The organism is Wolbachia endosymbiont (group A) of Gymnosoma rotundatum (assembly GCF_947250765.1).
GTDB classification, from domain to species: domain Bacteria; phylum Pseudomonadota; class Alphaproteobacteria; order Rickettsiales; family Anaplasmataceae; genus Wolbachia; species Wolbachia pipientis.
This window is the reverse complement of record NZ_OX366347.1, coordinates 504,062-529,607: the sequence shown is the minus strand read 5'-3', so window position 1 is coordinate 529,607 and position 25,546 is coordinate 504,062. Positions and strand designations below refer to the sequence as shown.

26 protein-coding genes, 1 tRNA gene and 1 other RNA gene are annotated in these 25,546 nt (G+C 34.7%); 12 read left to right on the top strand and 16 right to left on the bottom strand.

All coding sequences use genetic code 11. The features are described 5' to 3' along the window. Positions 1–205: 205 nt before the first annotated feature. The gene (gene gyrB, locus OOK97_RS02660; protein ID WP_264705563.1) at positions 206–2,593 is read left to right on the top strand and encodes a DNA topoisomerase (ATP-hydrolyzing) subunit B; all 2,388 of its coding nucleotides are present in this window, start codon (positions 206–208) and stop codon (positions 2,591–2,593) included. A 795-nt stretch (positions 2,594–3,388) separates the two neighbouring features. Here the strand turns inward: gyrB and ispG are convergent. The 15 genes from ispG to OOK97_RS02585 all read right to left on the bottom strand — a co-directional run bounded on the left by ispG (position 3,389) and on the right by OOK97_RS02585 (position 14,267). Beyond that, positions 3,389–4,669 (bottom strand): flavodoxin-dependent (E)-4-hydroxy-3-methylbut-2-enyl-diphosphate synthase, encoded by a 1,281-nt coding sequence (gene ispG, locus OOK97_RS02655; RefSeq protein WP_264705562.1) that lies wholly within the window; start codon positions 4,667–4,669, stop codon positions 3,389–3,391. Positions 4,670–4,694: 25 nt separating this feature from the next. Then, positions 4,695–5,321 (bottom strand): TRP75-related protein, encoded by a 627-nt coding sequence (locus OOK97_RS02650; RefSeq protein WP_264705561.1) that lies wholly within the window; start codon positions 5,319–5,321, stop codon positions 4,695–4,697. Between the two features lie 188 nt (positions 5,322–5,509). Then, the gene (locus tag OOK97_RS02645; protein WP_264705560.1) at positions 5,510–6,055 is read right to left on the bottom strand and encodes a hypothetical protein; all 546 of its coding nucleotides are present in this window, start codon (positions 6,053–6,055) and stop codon (positions 5,510–5,512) included. Positions 6,056–6,209: 154 nt separating this feature from the next. Continuing rightward, a complete protein-coding gene (locus OOK97_RS02640; RefSeq protein WP_264705559.1) occupies positions 6,210–8,324 on the bottom strand; it encodes an FtsK/SpoIIIE family DNA translocase in 2,115 nt (704 codons plus the stop codon). Continuing rightward, entirely contained in the window at positions 8,325–8,603 is a 279-nt protein-coding gene (locus tag OOK97_RS02635; RefSeq protein WP_006279515.1) for a YggT family protein, read from the bottom strand. A 171-nt stretch (positions 8,604–8,774) separates the two neighbouring features. After that, entirely contained in the window at positions 8,775–9,050 is a 276-nt protein-coding gene (locus OOK97_RS02630) for a type II toxin-antitoxin system RelE family toxin (RefSeq protein ID WP_015588829.1), read from the bottom strand. After that, positions 9,041–9,262 (bottom strand): hypothetical protein, encoded by a 222-nt coding sequence (locus OOK97_RS02625; RefSeq protein ID WP_006279415.1) that lies wholly within the window; start codon positions 9,260–9,262, stop codon positions 9,041–9,043. Before OOK97_RS02625 ends, OOK97_RS02630 begins: the two co-directional genes overlap by 10 nt. 105 nt (positions 9,263–9,367) lie before the next feature. Next, positions 9,368–9,574, bottom strand: coding sequence for a type II toxin-antitoxin system RelE family toxin (locus tag OOK97_RS02620; RefSeq protein WP_231115925.1), 207 nt, complete (start codon positions 9,572–9,574; stop codon positions 9,368–9,370). Between the two features lie 67 nt (positions 9,575–9,641). Further along, positions 9,642–9,860, bottom strand: a complete 219-nt coding sequence (locus tag OOK97_RS02615) for a hypothetical protein (RefSeq protein WP_006279413.1) — start codon at positions 9,858–9,860, stop codon at positions 9,642–9,644. A gap of 200 nt (positions 9,861–10,060) precedes the next feature. Continuing rightward, on the bottom strand, positions 10,061–10,498 hold the full coding sequence (locus OOK97_RS02610; protein WP_006279412.1) for a ClpXP protease specificity-enhancing factor SspB: 438 nt from the start codon (positions 10,496–10,498) through the stop codon (positions 10,061–10,063). 23 nt (positions 10,499–10,521) lie between these two features. After that, positions 10,522–10,858, bottom strand: a transfer-messenger RNA (tmRNA) gene (ssrA, locus tag OOK97_RS02605). 124 nt (positions 10,859–10,982) lie between these two features. Further along, positions 10,983–11,573, bottom strand: a complete 591-nt coding sequence (locus OOK97_RS02600) for a CvpA family protein (RefSeq protein WP_182318983.1) — start codon at positions 11,571–11,573, stop codon at positions 10,983–10,985. 57 nt (positions 11,574–11,630) lie between these two features. Further along, positions 11,631–12,371, bottom strand: a complete 741-nt coding sequence (locus OOK97_RS02595; RefSeq protein WP_264705558.1) for a riboflavin synthase — start codon at positions 12,369–12,371, stop codon at positions 11,631–11,633. Then, entirely contained in the window at positions 12,335–12,487 is a 153-nt protein-coding gene (locus OOK97_RS02590) for a hypothetical protein (protein WP_264705557.1), read from the bottom strand. The genes OOK97_RS02595 and OOK97_RS02590 overlap by 37 nt, the downstream gene beginning before the upstream one ends. Positions 12,488–12,560: 73 nt before the next feature. Beyond that, on the bottom strand, positions 12,561–14,267 hold the full coding sequence (locus tag OOK97_RS02585; protein WP_264705556.1) for a hypothetical protein: 1,707 nt from the start codon (positions 14,265–14,267) through the stop codon (positions 12,561–12,563). A gap of 146 nt (positions 14,268–14,413) precedes the next feature. Here OOK97_RS02585 and pheS point away from each other — a divergent pair, with 146 nt between their 5' ends. Next, entirely contained in the window at positions 14,414–15,457 is a 1,044-nt protein-coding gene (pheS, locus tag OOK97_RS02580; RefSeq protein WP_264705555.1) for a phenylalanine--tRNA ligase subunit alpha, read from the top strand. Continuing rightward, the gene (gene glmU / locus OOK97_RS02575; RefSeq protein ID WP_213863099.1) at positions 15,458–16,750 is read left to right on the top strand and encodes a bifunctional UDP-N-acetylglucosamine diphosphorylase/glucosamine-1-phosphate N-acetyltransferase GlmU; all 1,293 of its coding nucleotides are present in this window, start codon (positions 15,458–15,460) and stop codon (positions 16,748–16,750) included. It begins immediately after the preceding gene. Positions 16,751–17,480: 730 nt separating this feature from the next. Here the strand turns inward: glmU and OOK97_RS02570 are convergent. Next, positions 17,481–18,437 (bottom strand): IS5 family transposase, encoded by a 957-nt coding sequence (locus tag OOK97_RS02570; RefSeq protein ID WP_253303449.1) that lies wholly within the window; start codon positions 18,435–18,437, stop codon positions 17,481–17,483. A gap of 581 nt (positions 18,438–19,018) precedes the next feature. On the opposite strand from OOK97_RS02570, the gene OOK97_RS02565 reads away from it, so the two are divergent. The 9 genes from OOK97_RS02565 to OOK97_RS02525 all read left to right on the top strand — a co-directional run bounded on the left by OOK97_RS02565 (position 19,019) and on the right by OOK97_RS02525 (position 25,531). Continuing rightward, positions 19,019–20,344, top strand: coding sequence for an IS110 family RNA-guided transposase (locus OOK97_RS02565; RefSeq protein ID WP_172758466.1), 1,326 nt, complete (start codon positions 19,019–19,021; stop codon positions 20,342–20,344). Between the two features lie 156 nt (positions 20,345–20,500). Beyond that, on the top strand, positions 20,501–20,803 hold the full coding sequence (rplU, locus tag OOK97_RS02560) for a 50S ribosomal protein L21 (RefSeq protein WP_006279565.1): 303 nt from the start codon (positions 20,501–20,503) through the stop codon (positions 20,801–20,803). A gap of 10 nt (positions 20,804–20,813) precedes the next feature. Beyond that, positions 20,814–21,083 (top strand): 50S ribosomal protein L27, encoded by a 270-nt coding sequence (gene rpmA, locus OOK97_RS02555; protein WP_006279564.1) that lies wholly within the window; start codon positions 20,814–20,816, stop codon positions 21,081–21,083. A gap of 9 nt (positions 21,084–21,092) precedes the next feature. Then, a tRNA-Ile gene (locus OOK97_RS02550) sits at positions 21,093–21,169 on the top strand. Positions 21,170–21,226: 57 nt separating this feature from the next. After that, positions 21,227–22,399, top strand: coding sequence for a methionine adenosyltransferase (gene metK, locus OOK97_RS02545; protein WP_264705554.1), 1,173 nt, complete (start codon positions 21,227–21,229; stop codon positions 22,397–22,399). Between the two features lie 126 nt (positions 22,400–22,525). Then, positions 22,526–23,209, top strand: coding sequence for a TenA family protein (locus tag OOK97_RS02540; protein WP_038249063.1), 684 nt, complete (start codon positions 22,526–22,528; stop codon positions 23,207–23,209). Between the two features lie 44 nt (positions 23,210–23,253). Continuing rightward, on the top strand, positions 23,254–23,556 hold the full coding sequence (locus tag OOK97_RS02535) for a thiaminase II/PqqC family protein (RefSeq protein WP_264705553.1): 303 nt from the start codon (positions 23,254–23,256) through the stop codon (positions 23,554–23,556). A gap of 213 nt (positions 23,557–23,769) precedes the next feature. Beyond that, on the top strand, positions 23,770–25,116 hold the full coding sequence (locus tag OOK97_RS02530) for an IS110 family RNA-guided transposase (protein ID WP_264705004.1): 1,347 nt from the start codon (positions 23,770–23,772) through the stop codon (positions 25,114–25,116). Between the two features lie 4 nt (positions 25,117–25,120). Continuing rightward, a complete protein-coding gene (locus tag OOK97_RS02525; protein ID WP_319803571.1) occupies positions 25,121–25,531 on the top strand; it encodes a TenA family protein in 411 nt (136 codons plus the stop codon). Positions 25,532–25,546: the final 15 nt, after the last annotated feature.

Genomic DNA, 25,546 nt, shown 5'->3' with positions numbered 1-25,546 from the left:
TTCTGTTAATTAGTCGAGCATGCAACTGCATGAGCGTTATAATTTAATCTCCACCTGGAAGACACATTGGAATGACACTATTTGCTGTCTTCAAAAATAAACATTCGTAAAGTTGTGCTTTTAATATGGGTTATCAGTTTAAAAATGTTGCTAACTAGTATATCTGAATGTAACATCAATTAACGTGTATAAATGAAGCAATCTAATGGAAAATAGTTATAATGCCGATGCAATAAAAATCTTAAGGGGTCTTGATGCTGTAAGGAAACGTCCAGGTATGTACATTGGTGACACTGACGATGGATCTGGCTTGCACCACATGGTATATGAGGTTGTTGACAACGCAATAGATGAGTCTTTAGCTGGATATTGTGATAAAATTGAAGTTAGCATAAATAAAGATGGTTCGGTATCTGTAACTGATAATGGTCGTGGCATTCCAACTGACATTCATGAAGAAGAAGGAATATCAGCAGCAGAGGTAATAATGACTCAACTCCATGCTGGTGGTAAATTTGACAGCAATACCTATAAGGTTTCTGGCGGGTTACATGGTGTTGGAATCTCAGTTGTGAATGCATTATCAAGCTGGTTGGAATTAACTATTTGGCGCAATAAGAAAGAACACTTTATGCGTTTTGAAGATGGTGAGTCTATTGAACCTTTAAAGGTAGTCAACGAAAATACAAACAAAAGAGGAACTAAAGTCACGTTCATGCCATCAACAGAGACTTTTAATGGCATTAATTTCAGTTACTCAACGCTTGAAAGTCGTATAAGAGAATTAGCATTTTTAAATTCAAATATCGACATTACTTTACGTGATCTGCGCAATGAACCATATACAGAGTCTCATTTCAATCAGAGCAATCAATCTAAAGACAATTTTGGTACAGCGAATTTTGTGCGGTACTTAGATAAGAATAAGACACATGTAACTAAAATTGCCAGTATGAAAGGAGATGCAGAAGATCTTGGCATCAGCTTGGAAGTATCGATGGAATGGAATGATTCCTACTATGAGAATATGTTGTGTTTCACTAACAATATACGACAACGGGATGGTGGTACGCATTTGGCAGGATTTAGATCTGCACTAACTAGATGTATCAATACCTATGCAACTAATGAAGGGTTTTTAAAGAAAGCAAAAGTAAATTTAACTGGAGAGGACGTTAGAGAAGGTTTAACTTGTGTTTTATCTCTCAAGATGCCTGATCCTAAGTTTTCTTCACAAACAAAAGATAAACTAGTTAGTTCTGAAGCACGTGCAGTTGTAGAAAGTATAGTTTCTGATAAATTAAGCACAATCCTTGAAACTGATCCCAAATTAGCGGCAAGCATAGTAGAAAGAGCAATTAGGTCAGCAAAAGGAAGAGAAGCCGCAAGAAAAGCACGCGAGTTAGTTAAAAGCAAAAACAATATTGATATTGCAACTCTGCCAGGAAAGCTTGCTGATTGCCAGGAAAAAGCCCCTGAGTTATCGGAATTATTTATAGTAGAGGGTAATTCAGCAGGTGGTACTGCAAAGCAGGGGCGTAATCGTAAAACACAAGCAGTGCTTGCCTTAAGAGGAAAAATTCTAAACGTAGAACGTGTAAGTTTAGATCGTATTTTTTCATCTGCAGAAATAGGCTCTTTAATTACTGCAATTGGTGCTGGAATAGGTAGTGAACACTTCGATATTGAAAAAGCTAGATATCATAAAATTATCATCATGACAGATGCAGATGTTGATGGTTCACATATAAGAACTTTGATTCTGACTTTCTTTTTTAGACACATGCGTGAAGTTATTGAAAAAGGTTACTTATACATAGCACAGCCACCCCTCTATAAAGTTACAAAGAATGCCAAAGACACTTATATTAAAGATGACGAAACTTTTGAAGAGTATATAATAAACTCAGCAGTTAAAAGACTAACACTAAGTGGTACAGCTACAGAATTTAACGACTTGCGCCTTATTTTGAATAAATGCGTTAGCATTTCTAATATTAGCAAAAATTATGATAGAGAAATACCACAAAATCTCCTAGAGTCATTGCTAATTTTAAGCAAAAAGAATGCTCTATCATCGGCTGATGAGATATTAAAGTATTTAAAATTAATGTACAGCGAATACACTTGGGAAGTGGAAATAAAAGATGAAGAAAAAGAAATTCACATCTCTAAATTATTTCAAGGATTGGCAGACAAATATATATTTGCACTTAGTATGCTTGAAGGCAAAGATATGCAAAGCATATTAAGTTTGCTTGATGGTATAAGTAATTTATTTAATGGTGATTCATTTTTAAAGTCACAAGAAACTGAAATAAGAATCACTTCTCCAAGTACGCTTGCAAAAATAATAATGGACTATGGTAAAAAAGGTTTAACTCTGCAGAGATTTAAAGGTCTTGGTGAAATGAATGCTGATCAGCTATGGGATACTACGTTAAATCCTGAGGCTAGAACTTTACTGAAGGTTGAAATAAAAGATTGTGAAGAAGCTGATTCCATATTTTCAATACTAATGGGTGATATAGTTGAACCACGCCGTGATTTTATTAATAGCAATGCACTCAACGTGCATGATGTTGATATTTGAACTTTTAGCAAAATGTACGAACGTTACGGGTTTAAGCAAAGACTGTGTCATTCAAGTAGCTGACACTGGTTCCTTTATAACGGTGTCATTCCAGTGCTTGACACTGGAATCCAGTTATTTGGATTTTGACTCTCATATAAAGACCAAGAGACTAGGCAGTATTTCTAAAGCTTATACAAAGCATAAAATGGGTTTACTGTTGCATAGTGCCTAGCAAAGACGGATTACCTTTAGGTCTATCTTCCCAACAATGTTGGGCGCGTTCTATTAGGGAAGAAGAAACGGCACAAGAAAAAGCAAACAGAAAATACCGTACCTCCATAGAAGAAAAAGAAAGTTATAAGTGGATAACAGCTCTCAAAGAAACTATAAACAACCTTCCTCCAAATGTACAACTTGTTACCCTTGGTGATAGGGAAGCAGACATCTTCAAATTTTTATGGGTGGCTGAGACGTTAGGTAGTTTTTATGTAATCCGCAATCGAGCTATAGCCTTTCTTATAATAGTCCGAATGCGATAAGATATGTGTTTATGGCTATAGCAGGCCAGTAGCATATTACGGTCTGTTCGGATTATTGTAAAAAGAGCTATAATAGAAGATTTATCTGTACTGAAGTCGGAAAAACAGATTTGCAAACACGCATCACTCAACTGCCAGTAAAAAAGAAAATTTCTCTAGAAGTTACTAAAGGTGGAAACCAGAGATCAAGAAAAGCTAATATTGAAGTTAAGTATATGAAAGCCTATCAGATCTTCTTCCATTTATGGGTAAGGTCATAATTAACCGTGAAAGGTTACGTGTAATGCTTCTTCACATAATTATCAATAATTGCCTTAAATTCTTCAGAGACATTATCACCTTGTAAAGTTTTGAAATATTTGCCGTTTTTGTAGACTGCTGAAACAGGTTTTTCTCCATATCCAGGTAAGCTGATTCCCAAATTTGCGTGTTTGCTTTCTCCAGGGCCGTTTACTATGCATCCCATAACAGCAATGCTCATATGCTCTACACCTGGATTTTTTTTCTTCCACATCGGCATATGAGTTTTTATATAGCCATTCACCTCTTCAGTTAATATACGAAAACGATCGCTACTCGTGCGCCCACAACCAGGACATGAATTAACCTGAGGGTTAAAGTATCGCAAGCCTATAGACTGCAATATTTCCTGACACACCACCACTTCATTAGTACGCGATTCACCAGGACGTTGAGTCAAAGAAGCCCGTATTGTATCTCCAATGCCATTTTGCAATAAATAAGTAAGCCCTGCTGTAGTGTTTACCACACCTTTATTGCCCATACCAGCCTCAGTTAAACCCAAATGCAGCGCATAATTGGAAGATTTTGCAAGTGCCGTATAAACTAAAATTAAATCTTGTACTTTGCTAACTTTACATGAAATGATTATTTTGTTTGAATTTAGACCAATTTCTTCAGCTTTTTTTGCACTATCAAGAGCAGACATTACAAGTGCTTTACGCAGTATAACGTCAGAAGGCCTTGAATTACTAAGCGAAGAGTTTTCATCCATCAATTTTTGCAAAAGGTATTTATCAAGACTACCCCAATTTACTCCAATTCTAACCGGAAGGTCGTGCATTATTGCATACTCTATAACCCTTTCAAACTTCTCATCACGTTTGTTGCCAAAACCTATATTGCCTGGGTTTATCCTAATTTTACCCAGCATTTTGATGTTGTCTGGATAATCTTGAACTAATTTATCTAGCTCATACTGACCACAGCCTACCAATATTTTACCGTCAAAACCTTCTTTATTTATCTCTTCTACTATATAAGGTATTGCTCTTGCTACCTCCTCTGAATTCAAAGCAATCCGTACTAACTCTGAACCTGCACGTGCTAGTTCTGTTATCTCTTTTGCATAATGTTTTGCGCTACTTTTTATATTATCAGAATCTATATGCACGCCAAGTGCCATAGATTGTACAACTACAGGATTATTTCCACCTATCTTTACTTTTCCAACTTCTACAACATGAGTTTTGTGCCTGGAAATCGGCGATAATTCATATGCTTTATCATTCAATATCAGGTCTTTATCTAGCATATTATTAATGGCCAATATTGTGATACTATTTTACTGTGTCAGCTACACTGCCAAATGAACTCGAACCATTCAAACTATAAGCATCTACGTTATCCAAATTAGCAATAGAATCATGTGAACATGTTCTTTTTGATGGAGTTTTTTTTATAGTGATATTCATAGGAGAAACTTTTTTTTCTCGTGTTGAAGTAATTTTTTTTCCTTCTTGTTCATGCTGCTCACTTTCATACTGCTTATTTTCATACTGGGAAACTGGCTCTTGATCTATAAATACAGCACCCCTTAAACGTGCGATATTAATACCATGCTGATTTATCATAGCGCTCTCTTCATCGTCGACTATGCAAGCTTCCATGTTATTTGGCTCATTATCAAGACTAGCAATTTTTTTCTCTTTTAATTTTTTGATTAGATCTTCTTTATTTATAGCTCGATCTTGTAACTTTTTTTTCTTGAGGAGCTCCCTACGCTTCTCATACAGTTTATATGACTCAGCAAAATCCTCATCTGTATGAAAGCTTGCACCACCAGGGTTACCAGGAGGTATGTATCTCTTACTGAGCTTAGATTTAGCTTCAGCACTATGCACAGTAAAAAAGCTAGAAACCAAAAACATTAATATAAACAAAACTTTAGAAAAAATCCTAAGCATATGGTGCTATAGTAAATATCGTGTTTTAAAAGATAGCAATTAACAAACTTTAAGTAAACCAGAATCTTTACTAACTTTACAATACAAATATTTTTCTAAAAAGTGATATGTTTACTATCAAAAAATCTACATAGGCTAAGAGAAGAGGAAGGTGTTACAAGTTGCGTAACACCTTTTCAAGAAAAGTGTTATGCAGCTATATGTTTGTCAACTTTTAAGTCATTCCGTAGTTTTTTAGTACCATCGGTAGCATCTACATTATTAAGTTTTGCGTCTGGTGTATCTTTAGACAAGTTCTTTTCTTTCTCCCTTTCACACTTAACTCCCTGATAGATACAGAATGCAACAAAACTAGTTATCGCTATTACGGCAACAGCAGTGGCTATGGTACAAATTAGTAGTGTTTTTTCTTGATCTGCTACTGCCTCTGCAAGTGTTTCCACTTTTTCTTGCAGGCCGTTTAAGTGCTCTTGCATAGCTTGAAACTGCTCAGTACCAATCTTGTCTTCTAATGCACTAAAAACTTTTTCAAACTGCTCAGCATCTATCTTTTGAGCTTCTTGCCATTCTTTTAATGCACTAAATACCTCTTCAAACTGTTTAGCATCTATCTTTTGAGCTTCTTGCCATTCTTTTAATGCACCAAAAACTTTTTCAAACTGCTCAGCATCGATTTTTTGACTTTCTTGCAATTCTGTTATACCTAACCAATTGCACAAAATTCCTTTTACCATTTTAACCCCCTAGTTAATTAATATATTATAATTTTACATTCCCAATGTTTAAATTATTATTAAATTAACTGTCATTATGTATTGACCTTTTAATAATTTTGTTTGACTTGCTTTTTGAAAGTGCGGAAACTTAAATTAAGGTATTACAAGATTGTTATTCAACCAATATCTCTCTTTTCCCTGAGTAATTTGGAGCGCTGACAATACCTTCCTTTTCCATTCTTTCAACGATGTTTGCTGCTCTGTTATAGCCTATTCTAAGCTGCCTTTGAATGTAACTGGTTGAAACTTTTTGATCTCTTTGAATGATGGCCACTGCTTGGTTATAGAGGTCATTTTCTTCATCCTCCGTTTCATCGTGTGACTCTGTAGAAGAATTTTCATCTTCTTTAGTGATTTCCTCCATGTAGTTTGGCTCACCTTGCATTTTCAGATGATCAACTATATCTTGCACCTCATTATCACTTACAAATGGGCCGTGAACTCGAATGATCTTACCACCAGAGGCCATATAGAGCATGTCACCCATGCCGAGCAATTGTTCAGCCCCTTGTTCGCCAAGTATTGTACGGCTATCTATCTTAGAAGTAACAGCAAAACTGATTCTCGTTGGAAAGTTCGCCTTTATCACACCTGTGATCACATCCACAGATGGGCGTTGTGTTGCCATTATGATGTGTATTCCTGCAGCACGAGCCATCTGAGCTAAGCGTTGAATAGAGCACTCTATTTCTTTGCCGGCAACAAGCATCAAATCTGCCATTTCATCCACGATCACTACAATATATGGAAATGTTTCCATCTTGATTGGTATTTTTTCAAACAGAGGTTTGCCTGTTGTTGAGTTAAAGCCAATCTGCACAACGCGCTCCAATTCTATTCCACTATTCATCGCTTCTGTGATTTTTTGATTATAGTTTATAACATTGCGTACATTCAAATACGACATCATGCGATAGCGGTTTTCCATTTCTTTCACTATCCACTTAAGAGCGACTACAGCCTTTTTTGGCTCTGTTACCACTGGCGTTATTAGATGTGGTATTGCATCATATATTGAAAGCTCAAGCATTTTGGGGTCGATCATTATCATCTTGCATTCGTCAGGACTTAATCGATAAACGAGTGAAAGAATCATAGTGTTAATCGCAACTGATTTACCAGACCCTGTGGTTCCAGCAACGAGCAAGTGAGGCATTTTAGTTAGATCTGCAATAACTGGTTTTCCACTTATTTCTTTGCCAAGCGCAATTGGAAGATTTAAGTTTGCATTTTGGTATTCTGGTGATTCAAGCAAATCACGCAGCATTACAATTTCCCGTTCCTTGTTCGGCAACTCTATTCCCATAGCATTTTGCCCACGAATTATTGAAATACGTGCAGAGAGTGCACTCATCGAACGTGCAATGTCATCTGCAAGGCCAATTACTCTTGCAGATTTCGTACCAGCTTGTGGTTCAAGTTTGTATAAAGTCACAACCGGCCCATAGCATACACTGATAATTTTTCCTTGCACGCCAAAATCACTCAGGACTTGTTCCAGCAGAGATAAATTTTTATTGCTCTCCATTTCATTCAGCTGTTTTCTCTGCAAAGACTCCTCTGCTTTGGAAAGTAAATGAATGCTTGGAAATTCGAACTCACTGAAAATTTCTTTGGTAGCTTTTTTCTGTCTTTCTTTTGGTTGTTGTTTAGTAATGATTTTAGTTCTATGTTTTTCTTCTACTACTAATGGTGCAATTGAATACTCAGTAGTTTTATGTGATCTGAAGAATGGAACATTTACAAATAAGCAAGCTATTTTTTTACATAAGAAGAATAGAGAGTAAATTGCTCTCTTCCAACCAACAGATCCTACAAGACCTATTAATGTTACTATCACAAATACATAAAACGGGCAGTTATTAACGAGTGCATTCCCTATTATTCCACTGTGTCTGTACCTTGCTGTGATGCCTAGCGAAAGTTGTGGTAATATAGCACATACCCCTAAATTGATTAATATTAAATAGAGAATTTTCAGCAGTATTTTTGCTGGCCTGAAGATCAACAAGTAAACTATGGTTGTAGCTATTGTAACACTAGTTAATCCAAGAAATTGAACCAATATATCAGCTAAATATGAACCTACTATTCCACCTAAATTTGTCACTTCCTCATTTGTAGCCGTGTTTAAGGAAGGATCTTTATAGTTATAGCTAAAAACTGATATATATATATATATTAAAAGGGATAGATATATTGCTGATTTTAGATATTTTTTTAACATCTACCTAAAGTAGTAAGCTACTGTATATTTTACAAAGTGAATTGTTATTAGCAATATCATTATAGATAAATCTAATCCGTTGAACGGTGGTATATATCTTCTAATAATCTTTAGTGGTGGATATGTCAATTGGTTCAAGATGTGCATTATGCTACTGACAGTTTCATTATATATGTTCACCATATTAAGTTTAACCAGCCAGTTTAGGACAACCCAACATATTAGAATGAAGCTATAAAGATCAAGTAACGTATTGAGTAGATATATGATTGGATGCATACATATCTATTACACGAAAGTTATATAAAAGACAAGTATTTAGCCTTTTCAAACTCAAAATGTTGTTTTTGCTGAACCAAAAAAAACTTCATTTTTTGAGCTGGGCAAAGCCACCTAAAGTAGAGAATGGACAAGGAAGGAGGGGTGTATAATATATATTAATGTTGGTATTTATTTCTTATAAATATCATCTCTATGTCCTATCTCTGTGATAGTTACTATATGATCTAATTGATTTACTCTGTAAATTACACGATAGTCACCAACTCTTAGCCTTCTACATCCTTTTAAGTTATGATGTAGTGGTTCACCAAAATTTATTGGGTCAACTGTAAGACGTTCTTTTATAGCCTTTTGAACTCTTAGCCTTATTGTCTTTGGAAGGTTTGGTAAATCTTTTTCAACAACACTCTTTAGAGACTTAACCTTGTAACGCTCTAATCCCACTTAATATCTTCAAAATCAACTGTTTCTGCACCTTCAACATCACGCTCATCAGAAATTTTAGATACTAAAAAATCCTCCATTTCAAGCTCAACTGCTTCTCTAAATAGTTTTCCTGCTAATTCTTGAACGGGCTGTTTAGTAAATTCAGATAATTCAGCAAGATGCTTTAAAGTTTCTTCGCTAAGAGCTATGTTAATGCCTGAATTTGCCATATGTTTTACCAAAGTCCACTAATAATTATACAACATTTTTTTTAATTTTTCAATAAAGAAAGAAAGGAAGGAAGGAGGGCTGTATAAAAATATATTTAATGTTTATCAAGTAGCCTTCTCATAAATGGTGTCTCTATGTCCTGCTGTAGCAACAAATACCTTATGTTTTGCAATATTTACAGTATAAATAATTCGATAATCACTAACCCTTATTCTTCTATACCCTTTTAGCCTGCCACGTAATGGTTTACCAAATTTAATTGGATCAGTTGTAAGCCGCTCGTTTATCGCTTTTGTAATCCTTGATCTTATTGTTTTTGGAAGATTTAGAAAATCTCTTTCAGTAAAGTTTTTTGAGTAGACAATATCGTATTTCAGTTTATGTCCTCTCCCTTTCAGATAGTACTGTGTTCCAGTCTACATCCTCACATTCCTTAATAGTTTTATATAACGCAATATCTTCTACTTCGCACTCGATTCCTTCGATGACTAACCTTTTTGCTAGTTCTTGAACGGATTCCTTGGTGATTTCAGCTAACTTAGTAAGGTTATGTGAAGTTTTTGGGTCAAAAGTTATACTAATTCCTGAATCTGTCATATGTTTTACCAAAGTCTACTAATAATTATACAACATTTTTCTGAATTTTTCAATAAAGGAAGTTGATGATATGTAAGAAAAATTTTGCCACCTGCGTTAATAAATAATTAAAGATTTAGCATATTTATCTACCCTCTATTCTATTACTTAAGTTAGACCACTTTTTTCTATTAATATTTTTTGTTTATAAAGATGAGCAGTTACTCATCACGCAGTTGATCTATGGATATAATACTACCGTTTGATAGTTTTTCAGTACACTTTTCACTTTTGTATTCTTTATCAGAGTCGATACTGATTTTGTCAAATATTAAAACATCTCCTGAAATTTTATCACGAAACTCACTAATAGCAAAAAACGGTATAGTAATTCGCTCTTGTTTTCCTTGAAAACTCAAACTGACGCTAAATTTATCCTCAGAAACTTTTAAATCATAGAATTGATGCTGTAATATAATAAGCATTTGAGTAGGGTATGACTTTTTCAAACGATCTGGCATGGTCACACCATTAAAATATGTGAAAAATAATATTTCTAAGTGAGGGATAAAACCATTACCTGATATAACATCTAAAGTCTTTTTGATAACTTGAAACTTAGCAGAATTAAGCAGTTTTTTGTAATCTGTTTGCTCCATATAACTTTCACATACGTAAATTTTGGGGGAACTTCTGTTACCCGGCGTTCCCTGAACCGTGCTTTAGTAATAAATTGGTTGTGCTAAATTAAGCAGCAACACAACATTCATTACTACCAGCAGCAAAGTTATCGTTTGCATTTAAATTATGAACTCTTAGCGGTGGTGTCTAACCGAGCAAAGCTACCATCTTTACTATGCATGTCGATCCTTATTCGTCCCCGTATAAATTAAAAAACATGGTGGAGACGCCGAGTACTGCCCTCGGGTCCAATACACCTATTACAAGGTAATTTTATTGCTATAGTACACAAAATGTACATAGCTATTATATAGCAACATTAAATAAATGTCAAGATATTATGACCTTAAGTTGATTTATTGCTAAAACAAAATTAATATTTCCAGTAAAAAATTCTGTGCTCTTAACCTGACACATATGGCTTTTTGAATACTCCCAATGAAAATATTTATAAATAAATATTTACTCTTCTTTTTTATTGTTTTTAGGTTTTTCTTGATCAACCATTTCTCCACCGATCTCTTTTATTTTTAGTATCAACGACTCTGGTACATACATGTCAATTACTTCTTCTGCTGTCACAAATAAAGCCTGATAAGAGTGTGAATTTATTATCCAATTAGGCAATATGTCTTCTGCTTCTATTTTATACTCTCCCTCTTTTTTGTCATATACTGTGTAGCAATATAAGTGCACAGCAAAAAATAATACATAAGAGAGCAATATTCCTTTAAGCACTCCGAGAAAGATTCCAGTAACTCTATCGATAAACCCCAACCTTATGGGTGATAATATGTACATTAGCCAGTTATTTATTATCATGAATATAAGATTAAGTATAATAAATACAGAGATTGTAGAAAGTATGTTTAGTGTAACTTTAGAATCAAAATATTTACTATAATTTGGAGTGAAAAAATCATAGTGATTAGCTGTCAGAAAGACCGATAAAAATAGAAACATTAGTGCGCATAGCTCTTTTATAAAGCCTCTAGTTACCGAGATTATTACGCATAGAACAACAATGAAGATAATTAGGCTATCGAAAAGCATGTTTTATATCTATATGGTTTTCAAGATATAATAGTTGTAAATAACAAGGTTGTAAAATTAATTGTATTTATGCTGCATCAATTGATCTAAATACCTAGCGATCATGTCAATTTCTAAATTCAAATAATCATTTACTTTGTTGTACTGAAAAGTTGTATTTTCCCATGTGTAGGGAATTATATTTACTGTAAATTCGGCAGACCCCTTTTGAAATTCGATTTCTGATGGCAATTTTGTTGTCAAAGCTTGACTGTGCTCCTCAAATACATTTAAGTATTCTGCGGTGCTCGCCTGTGCTTCTCCTAAAAATTTCTCACCACAAACAAATTTCGAAAGGGGTCTGGTGATAACTGAGTTCACTGTGAGGGAAACCCCATTTAGTGTAACGGAGCCTTTTTTTGCAACAAATTTAATTAATTCTTGTGAGCACGATAGCTTGATTTCATGAGAATCTAAATTTTGATTAATTGTTAAAATTTTTACTATCCCATCAACATGACCCTGAACCAGGTGGCCATCGATCTTATCACTTAATCTCATTGCTTGTTCTAGGTTTATTTTTTTCCCTATTTTCCACGTATTTAAGTTAGCAACCTTCATAGTTTCTTGAGACACTTGGACTGTAAATATATCGCTCATTATATCAACAACAGTTAAACACGCACCAGAGCAAGCTATTGAATCTCCTTTACTTATAGAGGATAAATTTTGTGTTTTGATATGGAAAATTTGATCAGAGTTGGGGTGAGTGGTAGTATCAGTTATAGTTCCAATATCCGTAATAATCCCTTTAAACATATGGTGAAAATAAATAATTTTACCATGAAAAATTTTTTACAACAACTTATTTCTATTTTGTTATAGTTAAAGTAATTCTGGTTTACCAACAATTTAAAAAACGACAAATTCGTCATCCCGCTACGTGTTAGCGGGATCTAGAGATACCGCGAATGAATCGCGGTATGACGCAGGAAAACTGAGTCTGCACTAGCTATAGGTGCGAGAAAGGGGATCGTTTTCACTTACTTGCTTAATAGATTCTATAGAATACTCAGAATATATAAAGTAAGCTAAACTCAAAACACATAATGCAGTTAATATTGGTAACCCTATGTTCAATGCTAGCCCAATACTTTCTCTTTTTTCTGGTGGCACTAATCCTTTTAACATTGACACTTTTCCTGATGGAAAATGCCATAAGCAAAGTGTTGATGCAGATGCTACTATTATAAATAGACAAAAATAAGCCTTTTTTGAGGAAAATACAGTTTTTAACGGTGATTTGAGTGCAATGTTAGTAGGTGGTAGAGTTTTAGCTTCATTTGTTGCTGGTGAAGGATCTTTAATTGGTAAAGGGTTTGTAGATTTATGAGGAGTGTTCTTATGTTGCGTAGGAGGTTGTTGTATATAAACACTTGAAACTAATTGCTCTTTTTTTCTATATACTTGTTTTTGTAAATATTCTTTACCTAAAAGTGAGTTATTAAGAGGTTGTGGCCTTTCGAGTATCTGTAATACTTCTGTTATTTCGCCTGGCTCTAAGATTTCATGTAATTGTTTATCTTGAAAATAAATAATATTGAATATTGAGTTAAAAACATTGCGAAATGTTTCTGGATCTTGATCTTTGTATCCATTTATCACTTCAATAAATATTTCATCGAGTTTTTTTCCCCTGTGCTCAATTTGGTTATCTATCATAGCTACTCTAGCATCATTTCGTGCTTGTTTTATGGCTAATTGTTTTTCTTTCTCTGATAGTTCTTTGGTCTGCTTTTTTGACTTCTTTTTTCTATTAGCTTTAAAATACTCTGTGTGCGAAGTAGTTTGACCGAAATCAGAAATAAGCGTTGTGACGTCTTCTATTCTTCTTTCATCGATTCCATCTTTTTGTGTTACCTTGTCCTGTTTTGCCTCTTGAAGTGTTGGGTGGTAAGTCAAAGCCCTCTGGTTTCGTATGGACAGTTTTGGTGGCTGTTGAAAGAAGAATTGTATTGTATTAAAAAAATTGGGTAGCCGAAAAGAAGATCCAAACCAAAAAAAATTGTCACGCATTGCAGCAACAACTATTGGAACCCGCATCACTTGCTTTTTACTACTTGTTAAATTATAGCTAAACAGGCCTGTCACTGGTACGATTTGTCTATTTTGTGCGTTTTTTTGGTTAGTCTCACTCTGTTCTTTTTTGTCTTGATTTTCAGTTTTTTCTGCATGTTGTAGCTTTTCATTTAGAAATAACTCGATTTGGTGCAAATTATCCAGGTTAATGTCTTTAGCATCTGTTTGTAGTGTTATTGTTACTCCTTGTAAGAGAATTTGAGATGGAGCATTATTTATGAATTCTTCTACAGTTTTGTAACTGTTAGTTTTACAGTGGTTATTATATAATTCACTGCTTTCTTTCGGCACTTTCATGTTGACTGTAAAATTTTTTTCCTGAGGAAGACAGATTTTGAAAAAATCAATTAAAGGGTTTATTCGAAATAATCTTATATTAAAGGTGTCTTTATCTGTTGCTGTTAGCTCAAATGAAAATTTTTGTATATTGCTTTCAATACTTCTCGAGCGAATAGCACTGATCTTAATTGTTTCGCTAGAAAATGCTTTACTTATATTTTTGGATTTTTCCTTAAAGAGCTTAGGTAAATCCTCTATTTTATACTTATTCTTAGTTTCAGTGTTACTGTTGTGCATAGTTGATACAGTGAATTCATCAACGCAAAGGTAAATAAAAAAGATTAATCAGTCAATAAATTAATAATCAGAATAGGGCAATTTTTCGAATTGTTGATGATATTTAAAATTTCACTATAATGAAAGTTTAAGCCAGCGTTTTTAAGATGAATAAAGAGTTATTAGATGACATACTTTCACTTGAAGATAAAGCAGTTTCCGAAATTGAGAATGCTTCTTTTTTGCAAGATTTAGAAAAAGTTAGACTATTATATTTGGGAAAAAAGGGTGTAGTTAGAGCGTATTTTGATAACTTAAAAAAGATAGAAAATGCAGAGAAAAAGCGTGATTTAGGCGAAGTTATCAACGTTTTACGTAATAAGCTAGATCAGCTTATAATGAATAAGGAAAATATACTAAAAGCCGAAGAAGTTAGCTTTAAATTGCAGAACGAGGCGGTTGATATCACGTTGCCCGTTAGACCAGAAAAAATGGGCAAGGTCCATCCACTCAGTAAGGTTCTAAATGAAGTAAAGCTTATTTTTGCACATATGGGTTTTAAGGCAGTTGATGGCCCTGACATTGAAGATGAATTTCATGTATTTGATGCACTGAATACTCCAAGTCATCATCCTGCACGAGAGGAGCAAGATACCTTCTACTTAAAGAATAAAATAGATGATAAAAGAATGGTACTGCGCACTCACACCTCATCTGTACAGATTAGAACCATGGAAAAAACAAAAAAATTCCCAATTAAAATAGTAGCCGCAGGTAGAGTATACAGAAACGACTTTGATGCAACTCACACCCCTATGTTCCATCAAATAGAGGGGTTATATGTCGATGAGAATGTCAATATGGGCCAGTTAAAATTTACTATTCATCACTTCCTTAATAAGTTTTTTGGAGATAAAGGGCTGAAGATACGTTTTCGTAATAGTTTTTTTCCTTTTACTGAACCCTCTGCGGAAGTGGACATAAGTTATAAAGGTAGTAAATGGATAGAAGTGCTTGGATGTGGTATGGTGCATCCAAATGTCTTTCAAAATGTTGGAATAGACCATACTAAATACAACGGTTTTGCGTTTGGCATTGGTATAGAAAGGCTTGCGATGCTAAAATATCAAATCAGCGACCTAAGAAGCTTTTACGATAACAAAATCAGTTGGCTTGATCATTATGGTTTTCATTTTTCATCTTTAAGATAAGTGATAAATAAAGCTCATACTTTTATCATACTTGCTGCCGGGCATGGCAGGCGGATGAATTCAGATTTGCCTAAGGTTCTGCACGAAATAGGCAATTTTTCCATGCTTCAGCATGTCATTTACAATGCAAAACAGTTAAATCCTGAAAATATTGCTGTTGTAGTTGATCAGCCTTTAATTGAAAGACTAAAGTGCTTTGAGGATATACAGTTAATTACACAAGAATCAACACTCGGCACGGGAGATGCAGTCAAAACTGCGATGAGAAACCTGAAAGAATTGCCAGATTCGAACATAGTTGTTGTGCAGTATGGAGATACTCCGCTCATAAAAAGCAGCACAATAACTAAAATGGTTAGTTATTTAGAAGGCAAGACTCTAGTTTGCCTAGGTTTTAGGGCAAGCAATAAAGAATATGGTAGGTTAATCATTGAGAATGGTTCCTTAAGAGAAATCGTAGAAGCAAAGAGTGATAAAAATAATCATGAAGAGTTTCTTGCCAATGCTGGAATAATGGTTGCATGTGCAAAGAATTTACGTGAATTGGTGGAGAAAATAGAGTGCAATAGCTCAACTCATGAATATTACTTGACCGATATAGTTTCCATTGCAGTGAAGAGTAATTTAAATGTCGGTTACGTTATTACGGGTGGAGAAGAAGCAACGGGAATAAATAACAGAAATGACCTTATAAAAGCTGAATTTTACTTTCAAGAAAATAAAAGAAAAATTTTTACCGACGCCGGAGTAACGCTTGTTGCGCCGGAAACTGTTTTCTTTTCTCTTGATACGCAAATTGCCAGAGATTCAGTTATTTACCCATATGTTTTTTTCGGCCCTGGAGTACAAATAGAGTCTAGTGCAAGAATACTGTCATTTTCGCATTTGGAGAACTGCTTAATTAAAGGTGGTGCTGAGGTCGGTCCATTTACCAGAATACGCGGAAACACAACAATTGGTAATAAGGCAAAAATAGGAAATTTTGTGGAAGTGAAAACAAGTGAAGTTGGTCAAAACACTAGAATAAAACACTTAAGTTATATAGGAAATGCTAAAGTAGGGCAGGAGAGTAATATAGGAGCAGGCACTATTGTTTGTAATTATGATGGGAAAAATAAACATGAAACGAATATAGGGAGCAATTGCTTTGTTGGCGCCAATAGCTCACTAATTGCGCCGCTTAATATTCATGATGAATCTGTAATTGCAGCAGGTAGTGTTATAGTTGAGGATGTACCAGAAAAAAGCCTTGCAATAGCAAGAGAAAAGCAAGTAACTAAGAGAATAAAGTAGTCTAATTTAATTATGTTGTTGTGTCATTTTTAATATTAGACTTCTTGCATAACCATATAACAAACTTTTATTGGGAATAGAAACAAAAAAACTTCCTTGACAAACTCCGCCAGCCCCCTTATCATAACAGTGAAGCTATTGTATTTGCTTTCGCCAATCTGCAGATTAAAAGGTAAGGATTACTTAATGTATCGGCGTCTTATGTTTAATTTTTTGCAGTATATAGATACTGTATGTCTTTACAAAACTTCATCTACATCTAGATTTTTATCTAAATAAGCTGAACGCGCTTATAAAGCGTTACAAGACATCAAAAAATGCCAATACTCGACAGAGATAGTAAAAGACTAGCTAACTCGGGGGTCCTTTGTCTTTTTTTCTGCTTAGTAAATTTCTTAAACATTTGCAGCGTAGGTTAGTTGCAATTAAAAGCAGCTGAATTTCGCTTGTCAAGCGTTTAAAACATAAAAAACGCCAATATTTTAAAGCGGACAATAACCACGGGGCTTCTTTTGCCTTTTTTTTCATTTGGTAAATTCCTTAATGTTTATGGCTAAACGACAATCGTCATCCCGCTGCTTGTTAGCGGGATCTATTGCTGAGATACCGCGAATGAATCGCGGTATGACGGTTCGCGGCGGTATGACGTAGGACTGCTGTCATCCCAGTGCGTGACACTGGAATGGCTTTGTTGCATCGCTCTTCGGATAGTAGGTAACGTACAATAAATTCATGAAGCTATCTCAAACTTAGCCATGCCTATTTCAGTAAATTTGTTAAGCAAATAACACTTGAGTAGCAGTTCCTTCTCACGATTAATCTCAGATTTGCTCCTAAAACTAAACCCAAATATTCGCTTCAACCTTGAGAAAAATCCTTCAATATACGATCTTTTTCCGTAATTTACTTCTTCTTTCCATCTTTTTATACCATTCTCACCATGTAATTTCATTAACTGAATAGCGGCATTTCTATCAAGCATATAATCCAATTTTGGATGCTCTGCTGCGTTGTTTTTCGGAGGAATTTTCGTTTTTATACCATATTGATTACACAGCTTATAGAGCTTTTCTCTGTCATATGCCCTATCTGCATATAGTACTTTTATGACATACTGAAAATCGACTTCTTTTAGCAAATCACAAGCTCCATAGTGATCAGAGTAGACACCGTTACTGTATTTTACAGCTATGGCTTTTTTGCTGTTTGTATTCAACATTACATGCAATTTTCTTGTCTGTTCATAGCTGCGATACTTTCTATCTTCGCTATTTTCTTTGCTATGACCAGGAGTGTTGTTGTATATACTAATTCCTGTACTGTCTATAGTAATTTCGATATCTTCCATATTATTTTTATCAATTCTGCAATCATTGATCTTAATATTGAGTTTCTTAAACCTTCTTGATGATTGTGAATAGCTGATAACTTGCAAATTTTTCCCAATTTGCTCAAGGTATCCTGCTATAAACCCAACTGTTTGCCTCAGGCCTATTCTAAATAAACAAGTTATTATGTGCACCAAAATTACAACTTTATCGCTATAAATATTGTTGCCACCTGGTATTTTTGGACCATTCTCGTACCACTTTTCTATGGCTTCGTTGATATAATGAAAAATATTTCCTCTTTTTTCTAGAAATTTGTTATATTCGCTATGGTTACTGACCCTCATTTTTTGTGGCATATTTTTTCTTTCAAGGTTAAATGGCTATTTTATAATGAATTTTGTCAGTAGCCACCAGATTTTTTCAGTTGCTATGCAACAAAGCCCACTGGAATCCCAAAAAAGGATGATGTCATCCTAGTGCTCCTTTTTTTGTCATCCGAGTAGCTGACACTTGGATGACATCGTCATACAGGAACCAGTGTCAAGCTACTCGGATGACAGGAGAAGGGGCTACTTGCATGACGGTGTCGGTAAACTTAGAGCTATAATAACTATTTGCCTTTTTTCTGCTTAGGTTATGCAAGAAGTCTACTGTCTGAGAAAAGCGCCGGACAGATAAAACCTGTCAAACCAAAAAGAAACTTCCTAGCTGAGTGTGTGGCAAATTTTATATATAATTTTGTAGAGAAGAGCTTTTTGCAGTTATAGCCGAACTGTGCAATGGTGCCTTAAGTGCCCGTAGAATAGCGTGGCTTTGGAGGAACGGTCAAACCACTGATGGAGCCTTTTGGGCTACCTCGATTAGAAGAATGTATAACTCAACCGTCCCAAGCTTAAGCACTTCTCAACTATGGATTATTATATAATGGAGATTAAAAATGGCAAAGGTCAAAAGTAAATTAGAGATAACGAATCCTAATGCAGCAGGAATCGATGTTGGCTCGGCTGTACATTATGTATGTGTACCCGAAGGAAGCGATGAACAACGTATACAAAAATTTAGCTGCTTTACGGAAGATCTCTACAACATAGCAAAATGGTTGAAAAAATGTAAAGTTAATACAGTAGCCATGGAGTCAACAGGAGTGTACTGGATTCCTTTGTTTCAAGTACTTGAATCACACGGATTTGAAGTAAAACTGGTAAACGCAAAACATGTTAAAAATGTACCTGGGAGAAAATCAGATGTGCAAGATTGTCAATGGATTCAACAACTACACAGTTACGGGTTACTCCAAGGGTCATTTAGGCCAGATGATCAAATGTGTGTATTGCGTAGTTATGTTCGGCAACGTAAAAATTTAATTGAAAATGCTTCTACACATACTTTGCGTATGCAAAAAGCGCTAACACAAATGAATATTCAACTACATAGAGTTATAAGCGATACAACTGGTGTAACTGGAATGCAAATTATTAAAGCAATAATAGATGGTGAGAGTAATCCTGAAAAATTGGCTGAACTAAGAGATGGACGAATAAAAAGTGATAAATCTGTTATTGCAAAAGCATTAGCAGGAAACTATAGAAAAGAACACCTATTTACATTAAAGCAAGAATTTGAGCTATATAATATTTATCAGGAAAAAGTAGCAGAATGTGACAGGAGCATTGAAGAATATTATAAAACATTTGAGACAAAGTCTGATGAGAGTAAAAAGTTAGGTGAAGAGAAAAATAAGCATAGAAAAAGTAAACCAAACTTTGCTTTGCATGAAGAATTATATCGAGTAACTGGTATAGATTTTACCAAAATTCCTGGATTGGATATACTAACTGTACAAACTATCATTTCGGAAGTTGGTGTTAACTATAATAAATGGCGATCAGAGAAGCATTTTACTTCGTGGTTGGGGCTAAGCCCTGCTAATAAAATTACAGGGGAAAAAGTGTTTAGCACAAGAACACGTAAAGTCATTAATCGTGCCGCGAATGCATTTCGAATGGCTGCTCACTGTGTATCAAGAAGCAATAGCGGAATAGGTGCATATTGTAGAAGGTTAAAAAAAAGACTAGGTGCACCAAAAGCGATTACTGCTACGGCAAGGAAATTAGCATGTATCTTTTATAGTATGTTGAAGTATGGACAAGAATATGTAGAAAGAGGTATGGACTATTATGAAACACGTTACAAAGAGAGGGTTGTAAAAAATTTAATCAAAAAGGCACAGGAATTCGGTTATATCTTAGTTCAACAGGAATAACTAATGGGAAGTTTCTTAGAAGGTAGATAAAAGATGAAAACAGATAGAAGTATTTTAGTAGCTCAAAAAGAACGTTAAGTCATGCTTTTTATTTATATTGACAGCGTATATGACATCGTTTACGATTAAAGTTAATAACAATAATTTATATTTATCATGTTTGCAGTAATTGAGACTGGTGGAAAGCAATATTTAGTAAAAGAAGGTAGTATAATAAAGGTAGAGAAGTTAGAAGCTGAAGAAAAAAAAGAGGTGGAAATCAATAAGGTGATTTGTATTTCAAATAATGGCTTATCTTATTCATCTAATGCTACTGTTAAAGCTGAAGTGTTGGAGCAGTGCAGGGGGGAAAAAATTATAATCTTTAAGAAGAAAAGAAGAAAAAATTACCGTAGGAAAACTGGTCATAGGCAGTATATAACTGTTCTTCGTATAAATGAAATTAGTCTTCAAAAGTAAGAGGTAAGATATGGCAACTAAAAAATCAGGTGGTAGTTCCTGTAATGGTAGAGATTCAGCGGGTCGTAGGTTAGGAATAAAGAAGAATGGGAAGGTTATTCCTGGTAACATAATTGTGCGCCAAAGAGGCACAAAATTCCATCCTGGAAAGAATGTTGGTATAGGTAAAGATCATACGATTTTTGCTAAAATAGAAGGCTGGGTCAGCTTTAGAAGGTCAGCAAATAAAAAGACTTTTATTGATATCGTGCCTACAGATAATATGAAAGCTTCAGCTTGAATAAATCATGGGTCTGTAGCTCAGGTGGTTAGAGCGCACGCCTGATAAGCGTGAGGTCGGAGGTTCAACTCTTCCCAGACCCACCATTTAGTAGTTACTAACTGTGTTTTCTATAGCGGTTTTGATATTGTATAAGCAAAAACATGAGTTTATATAAAAATTTAGTAACCAGTGAATCAGTGGCGGCTGGTCATCCAGATAAAGTAGCAGATCAAATTTCAGATGCAATACTTGATGAGTACCTTTTTACTGATCCTTTTGCGCGAGCTGCAATAGAGACTTTAGTCACCAAAGATAACGTTATTATAGCTGGGGAAGTGTTTGGGCCTAACATCAAAAATAGCAGGATTGAAAGTATTGTACGGAATACAATAAAAGATATTGGTTACAAGCACGATGGGTTCCACTGGAGAAAAGTGAAAGTAAATATATTGCTGCATGAGCAATCAAATGACATTGCAATAGGGTTGGATCAAGGTGCTGGAGATCAGGGCATAATGTATGGCTATGCAACAACAGAGACAGAAAACCTTATGCCGGCACCCATTTTTTATGCACACTCGATTCTGAAAAATATCATGAGCGCAGTTAAAGAAGCAAAACTTGGTCCAGATGCAAAGTCACAAATCACTTTGGCATATGAGAATAACCTCCCGGTACGTGCTGAAAGTATTATTGTCTCAATACAGCACCCTGAGGATTTGGATCAATCAAAAGTAAAAGAAATAATTTACCCTTACATAGTTTCATCTTTACCTGAAGGATGGATGTGTTCTGAGGAAAATCTCTTAGTCAATCCAACTGGTAGATTTGTTATTGGTGGACCGGTTAGTGATTGTGGATTAACCGGACGAAAAATTATGGTTGATACTTATGGAGGTTATATTCCACACGGTGGAGGAGCGTTTTCCGGAAAAGATGCAACCAAAGTTGATAGATCTGCGGCTTATATGGCAAGATATCTTGCTAAAAATATTGTCTTTGCAGGTTTGGCTGAACGTTGTCTTGTGCAGCTTTCTTATGCAATTGGTGTATCAAAACCTACTTCATTCTATATTGATACATTTGGTGCGAATAAGGTAGAGGAAAGAGTAATTAAAAAGTTTATCGAGAATAATATAGATTTATCAACAAAAGGCATAATCAAGCATTTATCGCTTAATCATCCTATATATAAACGTACAGCCTGTTATGGACATTTTGGTAAACAGTCGGAAAGGGACGGTGGATTTTCTTGGGAAAGCATGAACTTGTCTGCTGATCTTTGTAGAGAATTCAATATAGAAGGTAATAGTAAAATTTCTTTAGATTGCTAAAATTTTTGATTTACAGCCACATATTTATATACTAGCTTATTGTTAAAGCATAGCACGCTTTTTCATAATAATTATACCACATTAGTAATAATTTTTATATTCAATTTTTATTGTGAGGCTTATAAAGTGTATAACGAAATAGAAGGAGAACTGTACAACGTAATTGTAAAAGAGTTTTCTGATCTTATTGATAAAATAAAAGAACACCCTTTTAATGTTGAATTGATAAATAATACATTAGATTATGAAAAATTCAAATTCTACCTTCAGCAGGATTTTCTGTATTGTATAGATTGCGCTCGTGCTTTTTTAATTGTTGCAGCTAGAGTTGATGATATTGAAATGATGAGTAGTTTAATCAATTTGGCACAAGGAGCATTTTATGTTCGAGAACAGTATAAAAAATATTTTGAAGATTGTGATCTATCTGATGATCACAAAAAGTCAAGAGCTTGTTCTGCCTTTACTGACTTTTTCATGAGTGCCGCATATCACAATTCTGTTAATGAAGCTTTAGTAGCATCTTATTCTTGCTTTAACATATACCAAATCGTTATACGCCATATGGTAAATGAGATAACAACTAAAGGGGTTAAAAATAACAAATACAAAGAGTGGATCAACATTTATAGTAGCGAAACAGTAAATGCTGTAATTGATGAGGTTACTGATATTACAAATAAGCTATATAAAAAAGCTAGTGACTGTGAAAAAAAGAGGATGTATGAGTTTTTTAAGAAAGGGCTGGAATTAGAAATAATGTTTTGGGATGAGGCATATTACTCTAATATATCTAGCAAAGAATATTAGCAGCGGATTATTTACGTTAACTTGATCTTTTATCGGTAACTACAGTGTTCAGTGGCATAATTAGGAGCTGTTACGGGTCAAATCTTTTAAAGGATATAATTGAGCACCCTTTTAATGTTGAGTTAGCGAATAACACCCTAAATATAGAGAACTTCAAGTTCTATGCTCAACAAAAGACGTTGTTCTTAGGTGATTATATTCGTACCACCTTAATTACTGCATCCAGAATGGAAGATTATAGTAGTATTATCTCGCTTGCTGAAGTAGCCCAAAGAGTAGTGACTGTTAATAGCACCGAACAGAAAAATCTGTCAAACCAGGAAGAAACTCTCCAATTTAAGTTTTAGTAGTTTTTAAGTACAATTGTACAGGAGGTGCTTTTGCAGTTATAACCGAATGTTTCACTGGTGCCATAAGTGCCCGTTTTATAGCATGGTTTTGGGAGGAACGTTCGAACCATTGATGGAGCCATATTTTATGACTACCTCGTTTAGGAGATTGTATAATCTTAACCATTCCCAAGCTGAAGCGCTTCGTTATTATAAATTATAGGAGCTACCATGAAAAAAGCAAAAAGTAAATTAGAGATAATGAATCCTAACGCAGCAGGAATAGATATCGGTTCATCTGTGCATTATGTATGTATACCTGAAGAAAGAGATGAACAACGTGTACAAAAGTTTAGCTGCTTCACAGAAGATCTTCACAATATAGCAAAGTGGTTAAAGAAGTGTAAAGTTACTACAGTAGCTATGGAGTCAACAGGAGTATATTGGATTCCTTTGTTCCAAGTACTTGAATCGTATGGATTCGAAGTAAAACTGGCAAATGCAAGGCATGTAAAAAATGTACCTGGGAGAAAATCAGACGTCCAGGATTGCCAATGGCTACAACAACTACACAGTTATGGGTTAATCCAAGGATCGTTTAGGCCAGATGATCAAATGTGCATATTGCGTAGTTATGTTCGGCAACGTAAAAATCTTACAGAAAGTGCGACTACACACATTAATAGGATGCAAAAGGCGTTAGTACAAATGAATATTCAGTTACATAAAGTAATAAGCCATATAACAGGTGTCACTGGAATGCAAATTATTAAGGCTATAATCGAAGGTGAAAGAAATCCTAATAAATTAGCTGAATTAAGGGATGTGCGAATAAAGAGTGATAAATCGGCTATTGCCAAAGCACTAACAGGTGACTACAGAGAGGAACATTTATTTGCATTACAGCAGGAATTTGAACTATACAATGTTTATCAGGAAAAAATAGCAGAGTGTGACAAAAATATTGAAAACCACTATAAGACATTTGAAGCAAAATCTGACGAGAGTAGAGAGTTAAGCAAGGAAAGAAGTAAGTATCGAAAAGATAAGCTAAACTTTGCCTTGCGTGAAGAATTGTATCGAGTAACCGGTATAGATTTTACTAAAATTCCTGGATTTGATGTACTAACTGTACAAGCTATTATTTCGGAAGTTGGTATTAACTACAGTAAATGGCAATCAGAAAAGCATTTTACTTCATGGTTGGGGCTAAGTCCTGCTAATAAGATTACAGGGGAAAAAGTATTTAGGACAAGAACTCGTGAGGTTATCAATCGTGCTGCGAATGCATTTCGAATGGCTGCTTATGCCGTGGGAAAAAGTAAGAGTGCATTGGGTGCATATTATAGAAGATTAAAAAAGCAACTGGGATCCCCAAAAGCAATTACTGCTACAGCAAGGAAATTAGCGTGTATCTTCTATCAAATGTTGAGATACGGACAAGAGTATGTGGAAAAAGGAATGAACTATTACGAAACACGTTACAAAGAGAGAGTCGTGAAAAATTTGATCAAAAAGGCACGGGTTTTTGGTTATATCTTGGTGCAACAGGAAGAGCTAATTGAGGGAGTTTCTTAGGAGAATGCTATATGACTACTACTTTACTATGTACGGTATAAGTCGCGAAAAGAAATCTCTTGAGTGTTTTAATTTCACTAATTTTCTTTTATCCATCTCGCATAGTAATACCTATGAGGCTATGACGGTTTTGTATTCTTGCATGTTTATATACGAGACTGTCGTTGATAGCATGAAAAATAGATTCAAGAAAAATAATAGATATAGGGATTGGTTTAATTTTTGTTACAGTGATTCAGTAAAGTCTGGATGCATTATTTTGGAAAATATTGTTGATGGATATTGCAGCAGAGCAAGAGAAAACGAAAAGAGCAGAATGCTTGAGTTGTTTAGAATAACTGCACAATTTGTGTTAGATTTTTTGAACGGTGCATATAATTTTTCAAGATTCAATCAATTTCCTAAGGAACATTGACAATTTTAAGCTAAT